The following is a 17,954-nucleotide window of genomic DNA, read 5'->3' on the forward strand; positions in this document are numbered from 1 at the left end:
CACGCCTTCGCGCGCGTTCCATCATCGTCGACGGAGGCTGCCAGCGTGGATGAGGGCAACGCGGCGCCGGTGCTTGACGGCCAGCCGCACGCGATCGTCGAGCGTGACGGCGTGCGCTACACCCTGCTCGGCACCGCGCACGTCTCGCAGGCGAGCGTCGACGCGGTGCGTACCGCGATTGCCGGTGGCGGTTACGACGCGGTGGCGGTCGAGCTCGACGAGCCGCGGCTGCAGGCACTCACCGACCCGGACGCGCTGGCGCGGCTGGACCTCATCCAGGTGATCCGCACCGGCCGGACCGCGATGTTCGCCGCCAACCTTGCGCTGTCGGCCTACCAGCGCCGGCTGGCCGAGCAGCTCGGGATCGAACCCGGCGCCGAACTCAAACTCGCCGCCCTGCAGGCCCGCGAACAGGGCCTGCCGGTGCACCTGATCGACCGCGAGGTCGGCCTCACTTTCAAGCGCGCCTCGGCCCGGCTGGGGTTCTGGGGCCGCGCCAAGCTCGGCGGCGGCCTGCTCGGTTCGCTGTTGGCCAGCGAGGACGTCGGCCACGACGAAATCGAGAAGCTCAAGCAGGGCGACATGCTGGAGGCGAGCTTCAACGAGTTCGCCGCCGAGAGCCCGGCGATCTACGAGACCGTGATCGCCGAGCGCGACCGCTACATGGCCGCGCGCCTGCGCGAGGTCGGTGAAGAATCCGGCCCGGAGGTGCGCGAGGTGCTGGCCGTGGTCGGCGCCGGCCACCTGCAGGGCCTGGCCCGCCATCTGCGCGAGGAGCAACGCCCCGGCCCGGCGGTCCGCGAAGAGCTCGAAACGCTGCCGGAGAAGAGCGGCATCCCGTGGTTCACGCTCGCGCTGGCGGCGTTCGTGCTCGGCGGCTTCGCCTGGGGCTTCTGGCAGGGCGGGCTGGATGTCGGCTCCGACCTGCTGCTGCAGTGGGTGCTGGCCACCGGCGTGCTCGGCGCGATCGGCTGCGCGATCGCCGGCGGCCACCCGCTCAGCATCATCGTCGCCTTCCTCGCCTCGCCGATCACCCCGCTCCACCCGGCGCTGGCCTCGGGCACGCTGAGCGCGCTGACCGAGGCCTGGCTGCGCAAACCGACCTACGCCGACTTCATGGCGCTGCGCAACGACGTGCAGACGCTGAAGGGCTGGTGGCGCAACCGTGTCGCGCGGATCCTGCTCAACTTTTTCCTGACCAGCCTGGGCACGGCGATCGGCGTGTGGACCGGCGGGCTCAGGATGCTGGGGACATTGTTCTGAGCCCGCGGGCGTGGCGCACCGTGCGGACGGTGTTGTTGCGCAGGTCGTCGAGGATCGCGTAGATCGTCGGCAGGAACAGCAGGCTGACCACCGTCGAGAACGCCAGCCCGCCCGCCACCGCGCGGGCCATCGGGTAGTAGGTGATCCCGCCCAGCACTTCGGTCGTGCTCAGGCCGATCGGCACCATCGCCAGGATCGCCGTGCCCATCGTCATCATGATCGGCCGCAGGCGCTCGCGGCTGCCCTCCACCAGCGCATCGGTGCGGCACTTGCCCATCCGGCGCAGGTTGTTGATGTGCTCGATCATCACGATGCCGTTGTTCACCACCACGCCCATCAGCACCAGGATGCCGATGAAGGCCATCACCGAGAACGCGGTGCCGGTGATCCAGAACAGCCAGAACACGCCGAACACCGAGAACAGCACGCAGCTCATGATTGCCGACGGGAACAGCAGCGACTCGAACACCGCCGCCATCACCACGTAGATCATCACCAGCGCGATGATCAGGTTGAAGAACATCTGCTTCTGCGCGTCCGAGTCGCGCTCGAACGCGCTGCCGTCGAAGCTGTAGCCGTAGCCCGGCGGGAAGGCGACGCTCTCCATCGTCTGCTCCATCACCTGGCGCGCCTCGGGCACGGTGGTCTCGCCGGCCAGGCCGGCCTGGATGGTCAGCGTGGTCTGGCGGTTGTTGCGGCGGATCTCGGTCGCGGCGGGGAGAACCGCCACGTCGACCATCGCCATCAACGGCACCGTGCGGCCATCCGGTGCGCGCACGGTGAAACCGGCGATGTCCTCGACGCCGAAGCTCTCGGCGCCCTCGAAACGCACCCACACCGGCACCTCGTTCTCGCCCTGGCGGAAGTCGCGCAACTGCGCGCCGCGCAGCGCCAGCGAAACGAACTGCGACACGTCCTGCGCGCTGAAACCGAATGCCGCCGCGCGGTCGCGGTCGACCCGTACGGTCAACTCGCTGTTCTGGTCGCCCGCGTCCACCCGCACGTCACGCAACTGCGCGGTGTTGGCGGCGAGGACCGGCATGATGTCGCGGGCCAGCTCGGCCAGCACCGTGGTCGAGTCGCCGACCAGCTGCACCTGCACGTTGCCGCCCTCGCCACCGCCGCCACCACCACCGCCGCGCTCGCCGATGCCGATCTTGGCGCGCGCCGACTTCGGCAGCTCCTTGCCGATGGTCTCGACCAGCGCCTTGGAGTCACCCACCGATTCGTCGAAGGTGACCTCGGTGCCGGCCCAGCCCTGCTCGCTGTACCAGGAGTAGATCTGGGTGATGTGGAACCGCTCGCGGTTGTCGTCGAGGAAGCGCTCGACGCGGCGCACCTCGTCGGAGATCTGCTCTTTCGTGTAGCTGCCGTTCCACTGGTAGAAGATGTTGGCCTCGCCGCTGTCCTCGCCGCCGCCGAACATGTCGAACCTGGTCTGCGTCATCGGCACGATGCTGATCGCGATGATCATCAGGATGCCGAACACGCTCCAGCCGCGATGCTCCAGCGTCCAGCGCAGGAACCGCGCGTAGCGGGCCTGCAACCGGTGGATCAGGCCGTTCTCGTTGCGCACCGCCGGCGGGGTCTTCATGCGTGCCGAAAGCATCGGGATCAGGCTGACCGCGACCAGCCACGATGCCAGCAGCGATACCGAGATGGTGATTGCGATCTGCGACATGAAGATGCTGATGTCGTTGGTCTCGCCGAACAGGTTCGGCACGAACACGATGCAGTGGCACAGGGTGCCGGCCGACAGCGCGATGGCGACGTTGCGGGTGCCGATGATGGAGGCGCGCATCGGCTGGCCCGGCAGCTTCTCGCGCTCCTGGTAGATGCTCTCGACCACCACCACCGCGTTGTCGACCAGCATGCCGACCGCCAGCAGCAGTCCCATCAGCGACAGCACGTTGAGCGTGACGCCGGCGAAGTACATGAAGCCCAGCGTCATCACGAAACAGATCGGGATCGCCAGCGTCACCATCAGGGTCGACGGCCAGTGGCGCAGGAAGAAGAACAGCACCGCGATCGACAGCACCAGGCCAACGCCCCCGGCCTCTGCCAGCTCCAGCAGCGAGCTGGTGACATCCTCGCCGAGGTTCTCCACCACCTTGACCTGGATGCCGCTCAGTTCCGGGTGCTTGCGGATGCGCTCGATCTCGGCCAGTACCGTGTTGGACACCTCCACCAGGTTGGCGTTGCGTTCCTTGAAGATTTCCAGGCCCACCGCCGGCTGGCCGTCAAGACGGCGGCCGTAATCCATGCGCTGCGCCTTGAGCCGCACATCCGCGATGTCGCCCAACCGCAGGCCGCGGTGGTTGATCACCAGGTCGCGCAGCTGGGCCAGGTCGGTCAGCTCGCCGACCGGCTGCACGCGCAGGCGCTGGTCGCCGGCCTCGATCTGCCCGGCCGACAGCGAGAAGTTGACCGCACGCAGGCGCGTGCTCAACTCGTTGAGGTTGAGTCCGTGCGCGCCGAGGCGCTCCGGGTCGATCGCGATCTCGACCTCGCTCGGCGGCGCGCCGACGATGTCGACCTTGGCCACGCCCGCGACGCGCTCCAGCGGGCGCTGGAACTCGCGCTCGATCAGTTCGTAGGCGCCGGTCAGGTCGCGCTCGCCGGCCAGGCGTATCTGCAGGATCGCCTGGTCGTCGGTCGAGAAGTTGCCGACGAAGTAGCGCTGCAGGTCCTCCGGCAGCTCGTCGCGGATCGCGTCGATCCGCTCGCGCGCTTCCGACGCGGCGATCTGCACGTCGGTATCCCAGTCGGAGTACGACACCTGCACCATCGCGCTGTCGGCGCTGGCCCGACCCTGCAGCCGCTCCAGCCCGCTCATGGTCGAGAGCGCTTCCTCGACCGGGCGCAGCACCGTGCGCTCGACTTCCTCCGGCGTCGAACCCGGATACGGCAACTGCACGAACACCGCCGGGAACGAAAGCGACGGCAGCGCTTCCAGCGGCAACCGCACGGCCGCGATCAGGCCGATGACGAACATCGACACGAACAGCATGATCGTGGTGACCGGCCGTTTCAGGCTCAGCTCGGCGATGCTCATGCAGGCTGCTCCGCCTCGTCACCACCCGCGTTGCCCGACAGCTGCGCGCCGCGCCGGCCGCGCTCGCGGTAGTGCTCGTCGGCGCGGCGGTCGAGGCGGTCGTACACCACCGGAATCACCACCAGCGTCAGCAGCGTGGAGACCAGCAGGCCGCCGATCACGGTGATCGCCATCGGCGAGCGCACCTCCGAGCCCTCGCCGAAGGCCAGCGCCAGCGGCAGGAAGCCGAACAGCGTGCACAGCGTGGTCATGATGATCGGCCGCAGGCGCGAACGCGCACCCTCCACCAGCGCCTCGCGCTTGGCCACGCCGGCCTCGCGCAGCTGGTTCACCTTGTCGATCAGGATGATCGCGTTCTTGGTCACCAGCCCGACCAGCAGGATCAGGCCGATGAACACGACGATCGAGACCGTCGAACCGGTCAGCAGCAGCGCCAGTACCGCGCCCACCATCGCCAGCGGGATGGTGAAGAGGATCACGAACGGGTGCAGCAGCGACTCGAACTGCGAGGCCATCACCAGGTAGACCAGGAAGATCGCCAGCCCGAACGCGAACAGCAGCGAGTTGATCGACTGCTCCAGTTCCTCGCCCTGGCCACCGATGTTCATGCGCACGCCGGGGCCGAGCGGGTTCTGCTCGACGATCGAACGGACCTCCTGCACGGCGCTGCCCAGGTCGATGTCGCGCAGGTTGGCCGAGACGATCGCCACCCGGACCTGGTCGGCGCGGTGGATCTCGCTCGGGCCGGTGGTGGCCACCACATCGGCGACCGAGGCCAGCCGCACCGGCGCGGCGCCGGACGGGTTGACGATCAGGTTGCCGATGTCCTCCACCGACGCGCGGTCGGTCTGCTGCGCGCGCACCAGCACGTCGATCTTGCGGTCGCGGAAGCTGTAGCGCGTGGCCACCTCTCCGCGCACCTTCGCCACCACCGCGTCGGCGATCTGGCGCGTGGTCAGGCCCAGCGCCGCGGCGCGCTCCTGGTCGAAGTGGATCTGGATCTCGGGGAAACCCTGCTCCACCGTCGAGCTGACGTCGGCGTAGTGCGGGTTGGCGCGCAGCAGCTCGGCCATGCGCCGGCCGGCCTGCTCGATTTCGGCCAGGTCGTTGCCCTGAAGCTCGATTTCCAGCGGTGGCGAGAAGCTGAAGAGTTCCGGCCGGCTGAAGTCGACCTGCGTGCCCGGATGCGCCTGCATGGTCTCGCGCAGGCGCTCGGTGGTGGCGGCCTCGACCTCTTCGCTGCCGCCGTCGGCCATCACGATGCTGAGCTTGCCGATGTTCTCGCCGCTTTCGGTCGGGCTGGCGTCCAGTCGCGTGCCGCTGCCGCTGACACCGTAGAGCGCGTGGATACCCGGCTCGTCGGCGTGCTTGCGCTGCAGCTCGCGGACCAGCGCGTCGGTCTGTGCCAGCGGCGTGCCCGGCGGCAGCTTCACGGTCATCTCGAACCGGTCCTGCGCCAGCTGCGGGATCAGGTCGGCGCCGAGCAGCGGCACCATCGCCAGGGTCAGCACGAATGCAGCCGCGGCAGAACCCATCACCAGCCACGGACGGGCCAGCGCTGCTGGCAGCAGGCGCAGGTAGCCCCGCTCGGCACGAGCGTACGGCGCCATCGCGATGTCGCTGGCCTTGCGCATCACCGGCCCGACCAGCGCGACCAGCAACCGCCACGCCCGCACCACGACCCACGCCAGCCCGAAGAAGCCGCCGCGCGCCCCCGCGCTGACGCCCCGCTCGGCCAGCGCCAGCGGCTTCTGGAGCTTCGACATCGGCTGCCACTTCGGGTGTGGCGGCTCCTCCGGGAACGACATCGGCGGCCGGCCCTTGAGCGCACTCAGCATCGGGATCAGCGTCATCGACACCAGCAGCGAGATGCCGATCGCCAGCGCCACGGTCAGCGCCTGGTCGCGGAACAGCTCGCCCGCCACGCCCTCGACGAACACCAGCGGCAGGAACACCGCGATCGTGGTCAGCGTCGACGCGACCACCGCCATGCTGACCTCGCGCGTGCCCTGGATCGCCGCCTGCAGGATGCCCAGCCCGCGTTCGCGCGCCTTCGCGATCGACTCCAGCACCACGATCGAGTCGTCCACCACCAGGCCGGTGGCCAGCGCCAGGCCGCCCAGCGACATCACGTTGAGGCTCAGGTCCAGCTGGCCCATGAAGAAGAACGTGGTGATGATCGAGACCGGCAGCGACAGGCTGATCACGAACGTGCTCCAGCCATCACGCAGGAACAGGAAGATGATCAGGATCGCCAGCACGCCGCCGATCACCGCATCCACCTTGACGTCGCTGATGGCGTGGCGGATGAAGGTCGACTGGTCCTCGATGACGGTCAGCTCGATGTCCGGCGGTACCTGCTCGCGGATCTGCTCGAGCCGCGCGTGCACCGCATCGGCAGTGGCGACGGTGTTGGCGTCGCCCTCCTTGTAGATCGCCAGCTCGACCGCTTCCTGTCCGTCGAGACGGATGATCGCCTCGCGCTCCTTGTAGCCCTGGCGAACGGTCGCGACGTCCTTCAGCCGCACCGGCATGCCGCCGGCGACGGTCGAGCCGCCACCCGACGACGCGCTCTGCACCGAGGCCGCGGCCGCCATCGCGTCGGCCGACCCCGTCGCCGCGGCCACGCGCGCCATCTGCAGCGCCGCGTCCTGCGCCGCGTTGTCACCGCCGCTGCGGGTCGACACCAGCATGTTGCCGATCTCCTCGACGCTGGCGAACTGGTTGACCGTGCGCACGAGGTAACGCTGCGAGCCTTCCTCCAGCCGGCCACCGGAGATGTTGATGTTCTCCTGCTGCAGGCGCTCGATCACGCGCTCGATCGGCAGGTTGAGCTGGGCCAGCTTCTGCTGGTCGATCAGCACCTGGATCTCGTCCTCCAGGCCGCCGCCGACCTTGACCGCGGCGACGCCCTCGACCGGTTCGAGCTTCTTCTTCAGGTCCTCGTCGGCGTAGCGGCGCAGCGTCGTCAGCTGGGCCACCGCGTCATCGCCGCCCTTGGCCGACAGCGCCAGCCGCAGCACCGGTTCGGTCGACGGGTTGAAGCGCAGCAGCACCGGCGGCTCGGCCTCCAGCGGCATCTGCAGCGCTTCCATCTTGTCGCGCACTTCCAGGCTCGCCTGGTCCATGTCGGTGCCCCAGGCGAACTCCAGCACCACGTCGCTCTGGCCGGTGCGCGACACCGACTTCAGCTTGCGCAGGCCCTTGACCACGCCGACCGCCTCTTCCACCGGCTCGGAGATCAGCGTCTCGATCTCGGCCGGCGCGGCGCCGGTGTACTCGGTGCGCACGGTCAGCGTCGGGTAGCTCAGGTCCGGCAGCAGGTTGACCTTGAGGTTGCCGAGCGCGATCAGGCCGAACAGCAGGAAGGTGATCGTCACCATCGCCACCGTCACCCGGCGGCGGGTGGAGAACTCGACCAGGCTGAAGTTGCGCGGGGCGTGCGAGTCCACTGACCCGTCCGGCCCGCCGGAAGGACGATTGATATCGCTCACGTTGGGGTCCCGGGGTTACTGGTTGTTGGACGGGGCGTTGGCCGCCGGCGTCGCGCTACCGCCTTCCGACGACGCGACCGCCTTGCTCTCCGGCGCGCCGATCACCGCCACCGCGCTGCCATCGCGCAACGCGGCCTTGCCGGCGACGACCACCTGTTCGCCCACCTCGACACCCTTGCGCACCTCGGCCCACTGGCCGTCGAGGTAGCCCAGCTCGACCGGCACCCGCGCGGCCTTGCCGTCGCGCACGACGAACACCGCCGCGTCGCTGCCGGCTTCCAGCAGTGCCGAGCGCGGCACCACGGTGGCATTGGCGCGGCGGTCGTAGTCGATGCTGATGCGGCCGAACATGCCCGGCTGCAGCAGCCCGCCGCTGTCGAACTCGGTGATCACCCGGAACGTGCCGCTGCCGGCATCGACCACCGGCGAGACCCGGTCGATCGTGCCGTCGAAGGTCTTGCCCGGCAGCGCGTCAACGCGCAGCGCCACCGGCAGGCCGGCCTGCATCGTCGCCAGTTCGCGCTCGGGGACGTTGAGCACCGCCTCCAGCGTCGAGGTGTCGACGATGCGCACGATCGGCGTGTTGATCTGCACGAAGTTGCCCGGCTTGGGGGTCACCGAGGCGACCACGCCGCTGATCGGCGCCTTGACCGCGGCGTAGGACAGTTCGAGGTTGGCCAGCCGGTTGGCGGCGCGCGCGTTCTCCAGGTCGAAGCGGATCTGGTCGTAGTCGGACGCGGCGATCAGCTGCTCCTTGGCGAGCGTCTGCGCGCGGGCGAACTGGTTCTGCAGCTTGTGCATCTGCGCGGCGGTCTGCGCGGCCTGCAACTCGGCGCGCGAAGAGTCCAGCCGCACGAGGGTCTGGCCGGCGCGCACCACGTCGCCTTCCTCCACCAGCACGCTCAGGGCGACACCGGAGGTCTTGGCAACCACCTGCGACTCGGCCGGCGCTTCCAGCGGCGCGGTGCCCGAGTAGCTGGCGGCGACCGCGCGCGTCTCGACCGGGGCGACCTCGACGGATATCGCTTCAGGCCCTTTCATGCCGCCGGCTCCCGCCTTGGCGTCGGCCGGCGGGCCACCCCCGCAGGCCGCCACCGACAGCGCGCAGGCCAGGGCGAGGACAATGGCGCGGACCTGGCCGCGTGACATGGTGTGGTGGCGCATCGGGGGACCCCAGGAAAAGGTTGCAGGACGTTGTCTGCCGGGCGTATGCCGGTGTTGTATGTAGGTATATCACCCGCCTCCGGAACCACCATGCGCCAGAGGTCATGGTGAGCGACGGCACCACCCGCGATGCCGTTGTCCGGCGTCCGGGGTTCGTTGCAGGCGGGGCGCAAGCTATACTCCACGGATTATGCGCCGGGGTTGCGGACACGCTCCGCCGCGCAGCCAGCTTCGATTCCCTGCCAGCTACCAGAGATTGCGGACTACGACATGATGCGACCGCTGACGATCGCCGCCTTGGCGCTTACCACTGCCTTCGCCACTCCGGCGCTGGCCCAGGACACCGCGGCCCCGGCGGCCGCAGCCGCTGCCGCCCCGGCCACGGGCGACATCGAGAAGGGCCGCCTGCTGACCTACACCTGCCAGGGCTGCCACGGCGTCGAGGGTTACAAGAACGCCTACCCGAACTACCACGTGCCCAAGATCGGCGGCCAGTCGTCGGTCTACCTTGTCAACGCGCTGACCGCGTACCAGCAGGGCACCCGCGCGCACCCGACGATGCAGGCCCAGGCCGAGAGCTTCTCGGACCAGGACATCGCCGACATCGCCGCCTTCCTTTCCAGCCTGAGCAAGTGAGCAGACGCCAATGACGATCCGCAACCTCGCATTCGCCCCTGCCCTTGCTTCCGCGCTGCTGCTGGCCGCCTGCTCGTCGGGGTCCGGCGACCACGCCGCCGCCGCGACGTCCTCCTCGGCCGGCCTGCCCCAGGGCAACATCGCCGCCGGCGAGCAGCTGGCCAACGCCAAGGGCGCCGCCACCGGCCAGTCGTGCGTCGATTGTCACGGCCCCGACGGCAACGCGCCGATCGATCCGAGCTATCCGAAGCTGGGTGGCCAGTTCGCCGACTACCTCGGCCACGCGCTGCAGGGCTACCGCAGCGGCGCGCGCGACCACGCGCTGATGTCGGCGCAGGCGAAGGCGCTCACCGACCAGCAGATCGCCGACCTGTCGGTGTACTTCGCCTCGCGCGAGGGCGAGCTGGTCGACCTGAGCGGAATGGACGACTGACACGACGCACCAGCGCCCGACACGAAAAAGCCCGCCATCGCGCGGGCTTTTTCGTGGGCGTCGAACGGGCCGCGGTTGGCGGTCAACCGCCGCTCGCGGGCGGGCGGCTGCCGTTGCCTTCCTGCAGCTCGGGCTTGAACGGGATGTCGGGTGGCGGCCGCGCGGTCGCCGGCTGCTCGTTGAGGTTGGGGTCGCCGATGCCGCAGGCGCCACCCATGACCAGCATCACGGTGGTGCACTCGATGTACTTGCTGGTGCCGGGGATCGGGATGCGGATCGTGGTGACGCTCTTGCGCACCCATTCCTGCAGCAACGTCTCGTTCGGGCGCCAGTACTCGTCGAAGGCGGTCGGCTCGTAGTCGTTCGGTGGGCGCCGCAGCCAGGTGCCGGCGCGGTCGAGGTCGGCGATCTCCTCGGTGATGGTGCCAGGCGCCTGGCCGGGCGATGCCGAGCCGGGCGACTCCGCCAGGCGGACACTGCCGTCGCTGTTGTAGAGGCCGGGTGGCTCGCCGCGCTGGGCGCCGGGACGTTCGGTGTCCGACGCGCCCCAGTCGTCGGCGCGTTGCGGCGATGGCCAGCCACCGGGGGCCGGTGTCGGCTTGGGGCCGGCCATGGCCTGTGGCTTGGGCTCCGACGACGGGGAGGCGGCGGGCGTCGCCGGGGTGCCCGACATGTCAGGCGTCTTGGGCGCCGGTGTCGCTTCGGCGGCCGCGGTCGCCTCGGCCGGTGCGCTGTCGCGGGCGGGCGCTGGTGTGGGCGCGGCCGGTCTTGGCGTCGGCGCTTCGCGCGGCTCGACCTCGATCCGCCGCTCGCGCACACTCGCGACCGGCGCACGGATCCGCGGAACCTCCGCCGGCTCCGTCCGGATGACCGGCGCCGCCGGCCGCCGCAAGGGCACCGGTAGCTCGCGTACCGCCACCTCCGGCACGGTCGCCTGCAAGACCGGCTGGGCAACCGTCGGGGTCGGCAGGCGCTGCACAGTCGGCGCGCGGACCTCCCGCGGAATCTCGACGACCTGCATCTCGGGCACCGTCGCCTCGAGTTCCGGCATCGCCACCGGAGGCGCCTCGATGCGCGTCGGCGGCGGCAGTACGAACGTCTCCGACACGTCCGGCACCGGCTCGCTGACCGCCAGCGGCTGCGCGGCGGGTTCGGGTTCGGCCAGCGGCACCTCGCGCTCGGCCACCGCGGTCGATGGCAGCGGCACCACCGGCTGCGACATGTCGATCGGCTGCACCTCGAATGCGGGCGGCACCGGTAACGCTTCCGTCGTGGCCTCCGGCGGTGCGGGCGACGGCTGCTGCACGGCGGTCGCCGCCTGCGCCTCCGATGGTGCCGGTTGCGCGGCCGGTTGCACCGGTTGCGGCACGGGTTCCGCGTCCGGCCCGCCACCGACGTCCTCCGGCGTGCCCTCGCCGATGTACTCGATCTGGACGACCAGTTCCTCGCCCTTCGGCGGCGGGTGCGCGGCGTTGATCAGGTCGAGGTACATCAGCCAGACCAGCATCGCGGCGAGCAGCAGGTGCCAGGTTGCCGTGATGCCGCCGGCCAGCCAGCGCAGGCCGCGGTCCTGCGGCTCCGGGCGGTCCCACTGCTGCCGCCACAGGGTGGTGAAAGCCTCCCAGCGGGTCAGCTCGCCGACCCGACGCGGCGGCGTCGCCAGCGGGCGCTGCAACAGCGTGGCCACCAGCGCGTCGGCCGGTGCGCCCGTCACCCGTCCCGGTCGGGCGCGCATCGCGTCGAACCATTGCTGCCACCCGGGCGGGAACTCCCCCGGCGGCCGGCGCCTGTGCGGCGCCAGCACCAGCAGGCGTCGCTGCAGTGCCTGGATCAGTGCGTCGGCTGAGATCATCAACGACGCGGGGCCGGGTTCAGGCCGCGCCGCTGCGGCTGATGTACGGCGAAGCGCCGGTGTCGTGGTCGGTCGCGTCGCGCACCGCCGTCACCCCGGGGACCTTCTCCAGCAGGGTCTTCTCGATTCCGTTCTTGAGCGTCATGTCGGCCATGCCGCAACCGTGGCATCCGCCGCCGAAGCGCAGCACCACCACGCCCTCGGCGGTCACTTCCTCGATCGCGACGCTGCCGCGGTGCGCCGCCAGCTGCGGGTTGATCTCGTTCTCGACGATGTAGCGCACGCGCTCGACCAGCGAGGCGGACTCGCCCGGGGCGACGCCCTTGATCTTCGGCGCGCGGATCTGCAGCTGGCCGCCGGTGTCGCGGGTCTCGAAGTCGATCTCGGCGCCGTCGAGGTACGACGTGCTGGCCGCTTCCAGCCACAGGGTGAAGCCGTCGCAGTCGATCGCCCACTCGTCGCCGTGCAGGTCGCCGGGCTCGGCGAACTCCAGCCGCACGTCGGCGCGCGGGGTGCCGGCGTCGACGGCGGACAGCCGCACGCCGAGGCCGGGCAGCGCCTCGCGTTCGATCAGCTTGCGGAAATGGGTCTGCGCGGATTCGGAAATCTGGATCATGCGGCTATTCTAGCGGCCTGCGCGCGGCAACACCGCGCCTGTCCTTCGTCCGACCGCCGTCGCTGCGTTTCGTTCAGTCGACCCCTGCCAGAGGAACCGCAATGAACGACCTGATCCCCCTCGCCCGCGCCCACTGCGTCCCGCGCCGGGGCAGCGAACACAAGCTCAGCCAGGCCCGCATCCGCGAACTGCTGCCGGACATTCCCGGCTGGGAACTGGCGGAGGACGGCCACGCGCTGGTCAAGACGTACCGGTTCGACGACTACCACCGCACCATGGCGTTCGTGAACGCGCTGGCCTTCATCGCCCACCGCGAGGACCACCACCCCGACCTAAGCGTGCATTACGACCGCTGCGTGGTGCGCTTCTCGACCCACGATGTCGGCGGCCTCAGCGAGAACGACTTCATCTGCGCGGCCAAGACCGAGTCACTGACGGAGTAATGCCATGAGCACGCACGCGATCGGCAGGTCCCACACGTCCATCCGCACCGCCCTCCTCGGCACCGCCCTGCTGGCGCTGCTGGCCGCCTGCGAGGGCGGCCCGCCCGACACCAGCATGATGGTCCCGCCGACCCAGCCGGTCGCGCTCGACACTCCGCCGCCGGCCTATCCGGCCGAGCTGGCCTGTTTCGACCGTGGCGGCACCGTCGGCCTGCTGATGAAGATCGGCGTGGACGGCTCGCCGGCCGACATCCGGGTCGAGACCAGCAGTGGCCACCCGCAGCTGGACCAGTCGGCGCTGGACGCGGTGCAGGGCTGGAAGTTTCGGCCGGCCACCCGCAACGGAAATCCGGTCGCCACCGACCTGCGCGTGCCGGTGACCTTCAGCCCGCCGGACGTGCGCCCGGAGATGTGCTTCCAGTACGACGAATAGCCGCGGCGCCTCGCGCGAGGTTTACGCCAGCCGGTCGAGGACGTCGACCAGCTCGGGGGCCAGCGGTGCGTTCAGCAGGTACTGGACCTTGCCGCCGTCGAGCGCGAACTCCAGCGTCGATGCATGCAGGAACAGCCGCTTCAATCCCGCCTGTTCGCGCAGCCGCTTGTTGACCGCGGGGTCGCCGTACTTGTCGTCGCCGGCAACCGCGTGGCCGATGTGGGCGGCGTGCACGCGGATCTGGTGGGTGCGCCCGGTCTCGATCCGCACCTCGCAGTAGGACTGCCCGCCGCGCCGCTCCAGCGCCCGGAAGTGGCTCAGCGACGGCTTGCCGGCCGGGGTGACCTGCACGTGGCGCTCGCCGCCCTGGCGCAGCCCGGCGTGCAGCGGTGCGTCCACGCTCATCACGCCATCGGGCATGCGGCCGGTCAGCAGCGCAAGGTAGCGCTTGGCGATGCCGCCCTCCCCGCGCATCAGCGCCTGCATCTCGGTCAGCGCCGAGCGCTTCTTGGCGATGACCAGCAGCCCCGACGTGTCGCGGTCGAGGCGGTGGACCAGTTCCAGCGTCTGGTTGGGACGCAGGGCGCGCATGGTCTCGATCGCGCCGAAACTGATCCCGCTGCCGCCGTGGCTGGCGACGCCGGACGGCTTGTTGAGCGCCAGCAGCCGCGCGTCCTCGTAGACGATCGCGGCGTCCAGCGCGTCCATGAAGCCCTTCGGCGGCGCCGGGCGGTCTCCCGGTTCAGCGAGACGCAACGGCGGGATCCGCACCTCGTCCCCACCCTCGAGCTTGCGTTCCGCCTTCGCCCGGCCACCGTTCACCCGCACCTGGCCGGAGCGGACCAGCTTGTAGATCAACGACTTGGGCGCACCCTTGAGCTGGCCCAGCAGGAAGTTGTCGAGCCGCTGGCCGGCGCGCTCATCGGGCACCCGCACGGTGCGGGCGCCGGCACGGTTCTCACCGGCGTCGGGGTTGGCTGAATGGGGCATCCGTCGTGGGTTATCTGTTACACTCGCGACGCGAGATAAGGTTTTGATTTCGCAGGGACTTCCCCCTGGCGACCCGGCGCGGCCGCGGCGTCAACCGGGAGGACGGGGCCAAAAGCCCCACCTGCGATTCCGTTCCACGCCTGACCACTGCCCAGTGCCGGTACTTCAGCACGGGCAGCCATGTTAGCAGCGACGGCCCGGCTGAACCGACCCTCGTCCGGCGGGTCAAACCGCCTGTAATGAACACGCCCCGCGCGGCGCCAAGGCATCCGCCAACCGCAGCCGCCGGCCCGAAATACAGGAAAGCAGTACACAAGCGCTCCCGCGGCATGCCGTGGTGTCGTAGCGCTGGAAATAGTCAGGTCGCGCCGGCGCGCGCACGGGTTGCTCCAAACAGCACCCTGCACAGTCGCGAAGGCGGGGCCCGGTGGTCCAGAAGCGAAACGCCACGGCGTTCCGCGCGGTAGAGCGCGCGAGGACGCAACAATGAAGCGCATGCTGATCAATGCGACGCAGGCGGAAGAACTGCGCGTAGCGATTGTCGACGGACAGAACCTGTACGACATCGACATCGAGCAACCGTCGAAGGAACAGAAGAAGTCCAACATCTACAAGGGCAAGATCACCCGCCTCGAGCCCTCGCTCGAGGCCGCGTTCGTCGAGTACGGCGCTGCCCGCCACGGCTTCCTGCCGCTGAAGGAAATCTCCCGCGACTACTACCAGTCCGGCGTCGACCCCAACAAGGCCGGCCTGAAGGAACTGCTGCGCGAAGGCCAGGAAGTGGTCGTGCAGGTCGACAAGGAGGAGCGCGGCAACAAGGGCGCCGCCCTGACCACGTTCATCTCGCTGGCTGGCCGCTACATGGTGCTGATGCCGAACTCGCCGACCGCCGGCGGCGTCTCGCGCCGGATCGAGGGCGACGACCGCGCCGAGCTCAAGAAGGCGATGGACAGCCTGAACATCCCCGACGACATGGGCGTGATCATCCGCACCGCCGGCGTCGGCCGCGATGCCGAAGAGCTGCAGTGGGACCTCGACTACCTGCTGCAGGTCTGGAAGTCGGTCGCCGAGGCCGCCCTGAGCAAGCCGGCGCCGTTCCTGATCTACCAGGAGTCGCGCCTGATCATCCGCGCCCTGCGCGACTACATGCGCCCGGACGTCGGCGAGATCCTGGTCGACACCGAGGAGATGTACGCCGAGGCGCGGGAGTTCGTCGAACAGGTGATGCCGCACAACCTGCGCAAGCTCAAGCACTACACCGACGACGTCCCGCTGTTCAACCGCTTCCAGATCGAGTCGCAGATCGAGAACGCCTACGAGCGTGAAGTGCGCCTGCCGTCCGGCGGCGCGCTGGTGATCGACCAGACCGAGGCGCTGACCGCGGTCGACGTCAACTCGGCACGCGCCACCAAGGGCAGCGACATCGAGGAAACCGCGTTCCACACCAACCTGGAAGCGGCCGAGGAAGTCGCCCGCCAGATGCGCCTGCGCGACCTCGGCGGGCTGGTGGTGATCGACTTCATCGACATGTCGTCCAACAAGCACCAGCGCGAAGTGGAGAACCGCCTGCAGCACGCGCTGCGGCAGGACCGTGCGCGCGTGCAGGTCGGCCGGATCTCGCGCTTCGGCCTGCTGGAAATGAGCCGCCAGCGGCTGCGCCCGAGCCTGGGCGAGTCGAGCCAGATCGTCTGCCCGCGCTGCGAGGGCCACGGCCGCATGCGTTCGGTCGAGTCGCTGTCGCTGTCGATCCTGCGCGTCGCCGAAGAGCACGCGATGAAGGACAACACCGGCCAGGTGCTGGTGCAGGCGCCGACCGAGATCGCGACCTTCCTGCTCAACGAGAAGCGCCGCGCGCTGAGCGAGATCGAGCGCCGCCACGACGCGCCGATCGTGATCGTCGCCGACGAGCAGCTGCACACCCCGCATTACGAGGTTACCCGTATCCGCGAGAACGAGCTCGGCGAGGAGACCAGCCGCCCGAGCTACCACCGTGGCACGCCGCGCAAGCTGCCGACCCACGCGCTGACCAAGGCCCACCTCAACATCCCGGCGGCGCCGGCGGTGACCAACGTCAAGCCGGCCCAGCCGGCCCCGCTGCGCGAGCCGCGCGAACCGGTCCCCGCCCCGGCGCCGGTCGCGCCGGTGGTCACACCGACGCATTCGGTCGGCGTGGTCGAGCGGATCATGCGCTTCTTCCGAGGCAGCGCGCCGGCCGCCGAGACGGAATCGTCGAACCGCAGCCGGTCGTCGGAAGGCCGCGGACGCGGTGATCGCAACGACCGCGGCGAACGCAGCGGCCAGCGCCGAGGCAAGCAGGGTCGCGACGGTCGCCGTGACGAGCAGTCGCGCGACGGCCAGCGCCAGCAGCGCAACGGCCAGGCGCAGGAGCAGGCGCCCGGTCGCGGTGGCAAGCAGGGCCGGCAGAAGCAGCCGCGCGCGCAGGCTGACGAGCGCAACCGCAATGGCACCGCCCAGGCCGCTTCGACCGAACAGGCCGAAGCCCAGGCGCCCAAGCCGCCGCGCCAGCCGCGTGCCGAGAAGCCCCGCAGGGATGCCGAGCAGGCTCCGGCGACCGAGGCGGTTGCGGCCGTGACGGCTGCGGCTGTCGCAACGAACGCCGAGGTTGCCGCCCCTACCGAGACCGCGAAGCCGCAGGTCGAGGACACGACCGCCGCCACCCCGTCACCCACGCAGAACGCCAGCACTTCCGAACAGGGCGAAGCCGGCGCCGAAGGCGGCCGTCGCCGTCGTGGCCGTCGCGGCGGCCGCCGCCGCCGTCGCGGTGCTGGTGAGAACGCCACGGCCGAGGGCCAGGCGAACACCGACGCGCTGGACGACATCGACGCCGACGCCGACGCCGACAACACCGCTCCCGTCGCCACCCGCTCGCAGCCGGAGTTCGACTTCGACGACGGCGCAACCGCGAGCGCTCCCGAGGCGCCGGCTCCCGACAGCGCTCCGCGCACCGGCCGTACCCGCAAGCCGGCGGCGACGTCCGGGCAAGCCGAAAGCAGCCCGGCAACCGTCGCCGCGGCGGTCGTCGCGCCGGTTGCGGCAGAGGCCGTCCACACGGGCGATGCCCCGTCGAACGTGACCGAATCGCCGGACGTCGCCGCCGCGCAGGCAGCGCCGGTCGAGGCCCAGGCTCCCGCCGTACCGTCGCCCTCCCCTGCCGAAACCGCAGCCCGGCTGGCTGGCGGTGGCACGTCGGACGAGAAGCCTTCGACGGACCAGCCGACCCCCGTGGTCGAGCAGGCGATCGTCGAGGACGAGGTGGTCCCGGCCCCGGTGCCCGCCAACGAGTCCGCCGTGGTCGAAACCGCGGTGGTCGAGGAGGAGGTCATCACCCCGGCCGCACCGACGGGCGACGTCATCGAGCCCCCGGCCGATTCGCCGTCCGCCGACATCGAGCGCGGCGCCGCGGCCGGCGTGAACGGCGCCGGCGCCGCCGCGCAACCGCGCACCCCGGGGCTGTTCGACGCCGAGCCGCCCGCGGCCGCGCCGCAGCAGGCCGCGGTCGAGGGACAGCGTGACGATGGCGAGGACCCGGCGCGCAGCCACCGCGACGCCTGACC

The 17,954-nt window shown here is 70.3% G+C and carries 12 protein-coding genes; 6 read left to right on the forward strand and 6 right to left on the reverse strand.

The genetic code is table 11. The features are described 5' to 3' along the window. Positions 1–45: 45 nt before the first annotated feature. Positions 46–1,263, forward strand: a complete 1,218-nt coding sequence (locus tag N799_RS00255; RefSeq protein WP_036206176.1) for a TraB/GumN family protein — start codon at positions 46–48, stop codon at positions 1,261–1,263. On the opposite strand, the gene N799_RS00260 is transcribed toward N799_RS00255, so the two are convergent. The 3 genes from N799_RS00260 to N799_RS00270 are packed head-to-tail and all read right to left on the reverse strand — an operon-like array spanning position 1,238 to position 8,976. Beyond that, entirely contained in the window at positions 1,238–4,318 is a 3,081-nt protein-coding gene (locus N799_RS00260; RefSeq protein WP_036206179.1) for an efflux RND transporter permease subunit, read from the reverse strand. The two genes, N799_RS00255 and N799_RS00260, sit on opposite strands and share 26 nt — an antisense overlap. Next, positions 4,315–7,770 (reverse strand): efflux RND transporter permease subunit, encoded by a 3,456-nt coding sequence (locus N799_RS00265; RefSeq protein WP_036206182.1) that lies wholly within the window; start codon positions 7,768–7,770, stop codon positions 4,315–4,317. Before N799_RS00265 ends, N799_RS00260 begins: the two co-directional genes overlap by 4 nt. A 57-nt stretch (positions 7,771–7,827) precedes the next feature. Beyond that, positions 7,828–8,976 (reverse strand): efflux RND transporter periplasmic adaptor subunit, encoded by a 1,149-nt coding sequence (locus N799_RS00270; RefSeq protein ID WP_036206185.1) that lies wholly within the window; start codon positions 8,974–8,976, stop codon positions 7,828–7,830. A 273-nt stretch (positions 8,977–9,249) separates the two neighbouring features. On the opposite strand from N799_RS00270, the gene N799_RS00275 reads away from it, so the two are divergent. Further along, positions 9,250–9,612, forward strand: a complete 363-nt coding sequence (locus tag N799_RS00275; RefSeq protein WP_036206657.1) for a c-type cytochrome — start codon at positions 9,250–9,252, stop codon at positions 9,610–9,612. 16 nt (positions 9,613–9,628) lie between these two features. After that, positions 9,629–10,045: a c-type cytochrome gene (locus N799_RS00280; protein ID WP_425476936.1), complete on the forward strand. Its 417-nt coding sequence runs from the start codon at positions 9,629–9,631 to the stop codon at positions 10,043–10,045. An 82-nt stretch (positions 10,046–10,127) separates the two neighbouring features. Here N799_RS00280 and N799_RS00285 read toward each other — a convergent pair whose 3' ends face one another. Next, a complete protein-coding gene (locus N799_RS00285) occupies positions 10,128–11,897 on the reverse strand; it encodes a hypothetical protein (RefSeq protein ID WP_052100819.1) in 1,770 nt (589 codons plus the stop codon). A 19-nt stretch (positions 11,898–11,916) separates the two neighbouring features. Beyond that, positions 11,917–12,513 carry an NfuA family Fe-S biogenesis protein gene (locus N799_RS00290; RefSeq protein ID WP_036206190.1) on the reverse strand — a complete coding sequence of 199 codons (597 nt, stop codon included), beginning with the start codon at positions 12,511–12,513 and terminating at the stop codon, positions 11,917–11,919. Positions 12,514–12,614: 101 nt separating this feature from the next. Between N799_RS00290 and N799_RS00295 the strand changes: the two genes are divergently transcribed. Continuing rightward, positions 12,615–12,956, forward strand: coding sequence for a 4a-hydroxytetrahydrobiopterin dehydratase (locus N799_RS00295; RefSeq protein ID WP_036206193.1), 342 nt, complete (start codon positions 12,615–12,617; stop codon positions 12,954–12,956). 4 nt (positions 12,957–12,960) lie between these two features. Continuing rightward, positions 12,961–13,389 carry an energy transducer TonB gene (locus tag N799_RS00300; RefSeq protein ID WP_052100821.1) on the forward strand — a complete coding sequence of 143 codons (429 nt, stop codon included), beginning with the start codon at positions 12,961–12,963 and terminating at the stop codon, positions 13,387–13,389. 21 nt (positions 13,390–13,410) lie between these two features. Here N799_RS00300 and N799_RS00305 read toward each other — a convergent pair whose 3' ends face one another. Continuing rightward, positions 13,411–14,379: an RluA family pseudouridine synthase gene (locus N799_RS00305; RefSeq protein ID WP_036206196.1), complete on the reverse strand. Its 969-nt coding sequence runs from the start codon at positions 14,377–14,379 to the stop codon at positions 13,411–13,413. A 486-nt stretch (positions 14,380–14,865) separates the two neighbouring features. Between N799_RS00305 and N799_RS00310 the strand changes: the two genes are divergently transcribed. Beyond that, entirely contained in the window at positions 14,866–17,952 is a 3,087-nt protein-coding gene (locus N799_RS00310; RefSeq protein ID WP_036206200.1) for an Rne/Rng family ribonuclease, read from the forward strand. Positions 17,953–17,954: the final 2 nt, after the last annotated feature.

Source organism: Lysobacter arseniciresistens ZS79, assembly GCF_000768335.1.
GTDB classification, from domain to species: domain Bacteria; phylum Pseudomonadota; class Gammaproteobacteria; order Xanthomonadales; family Xanthomonadaceae; genus Novilysobacter; species Novilysobacter arseniciresistens.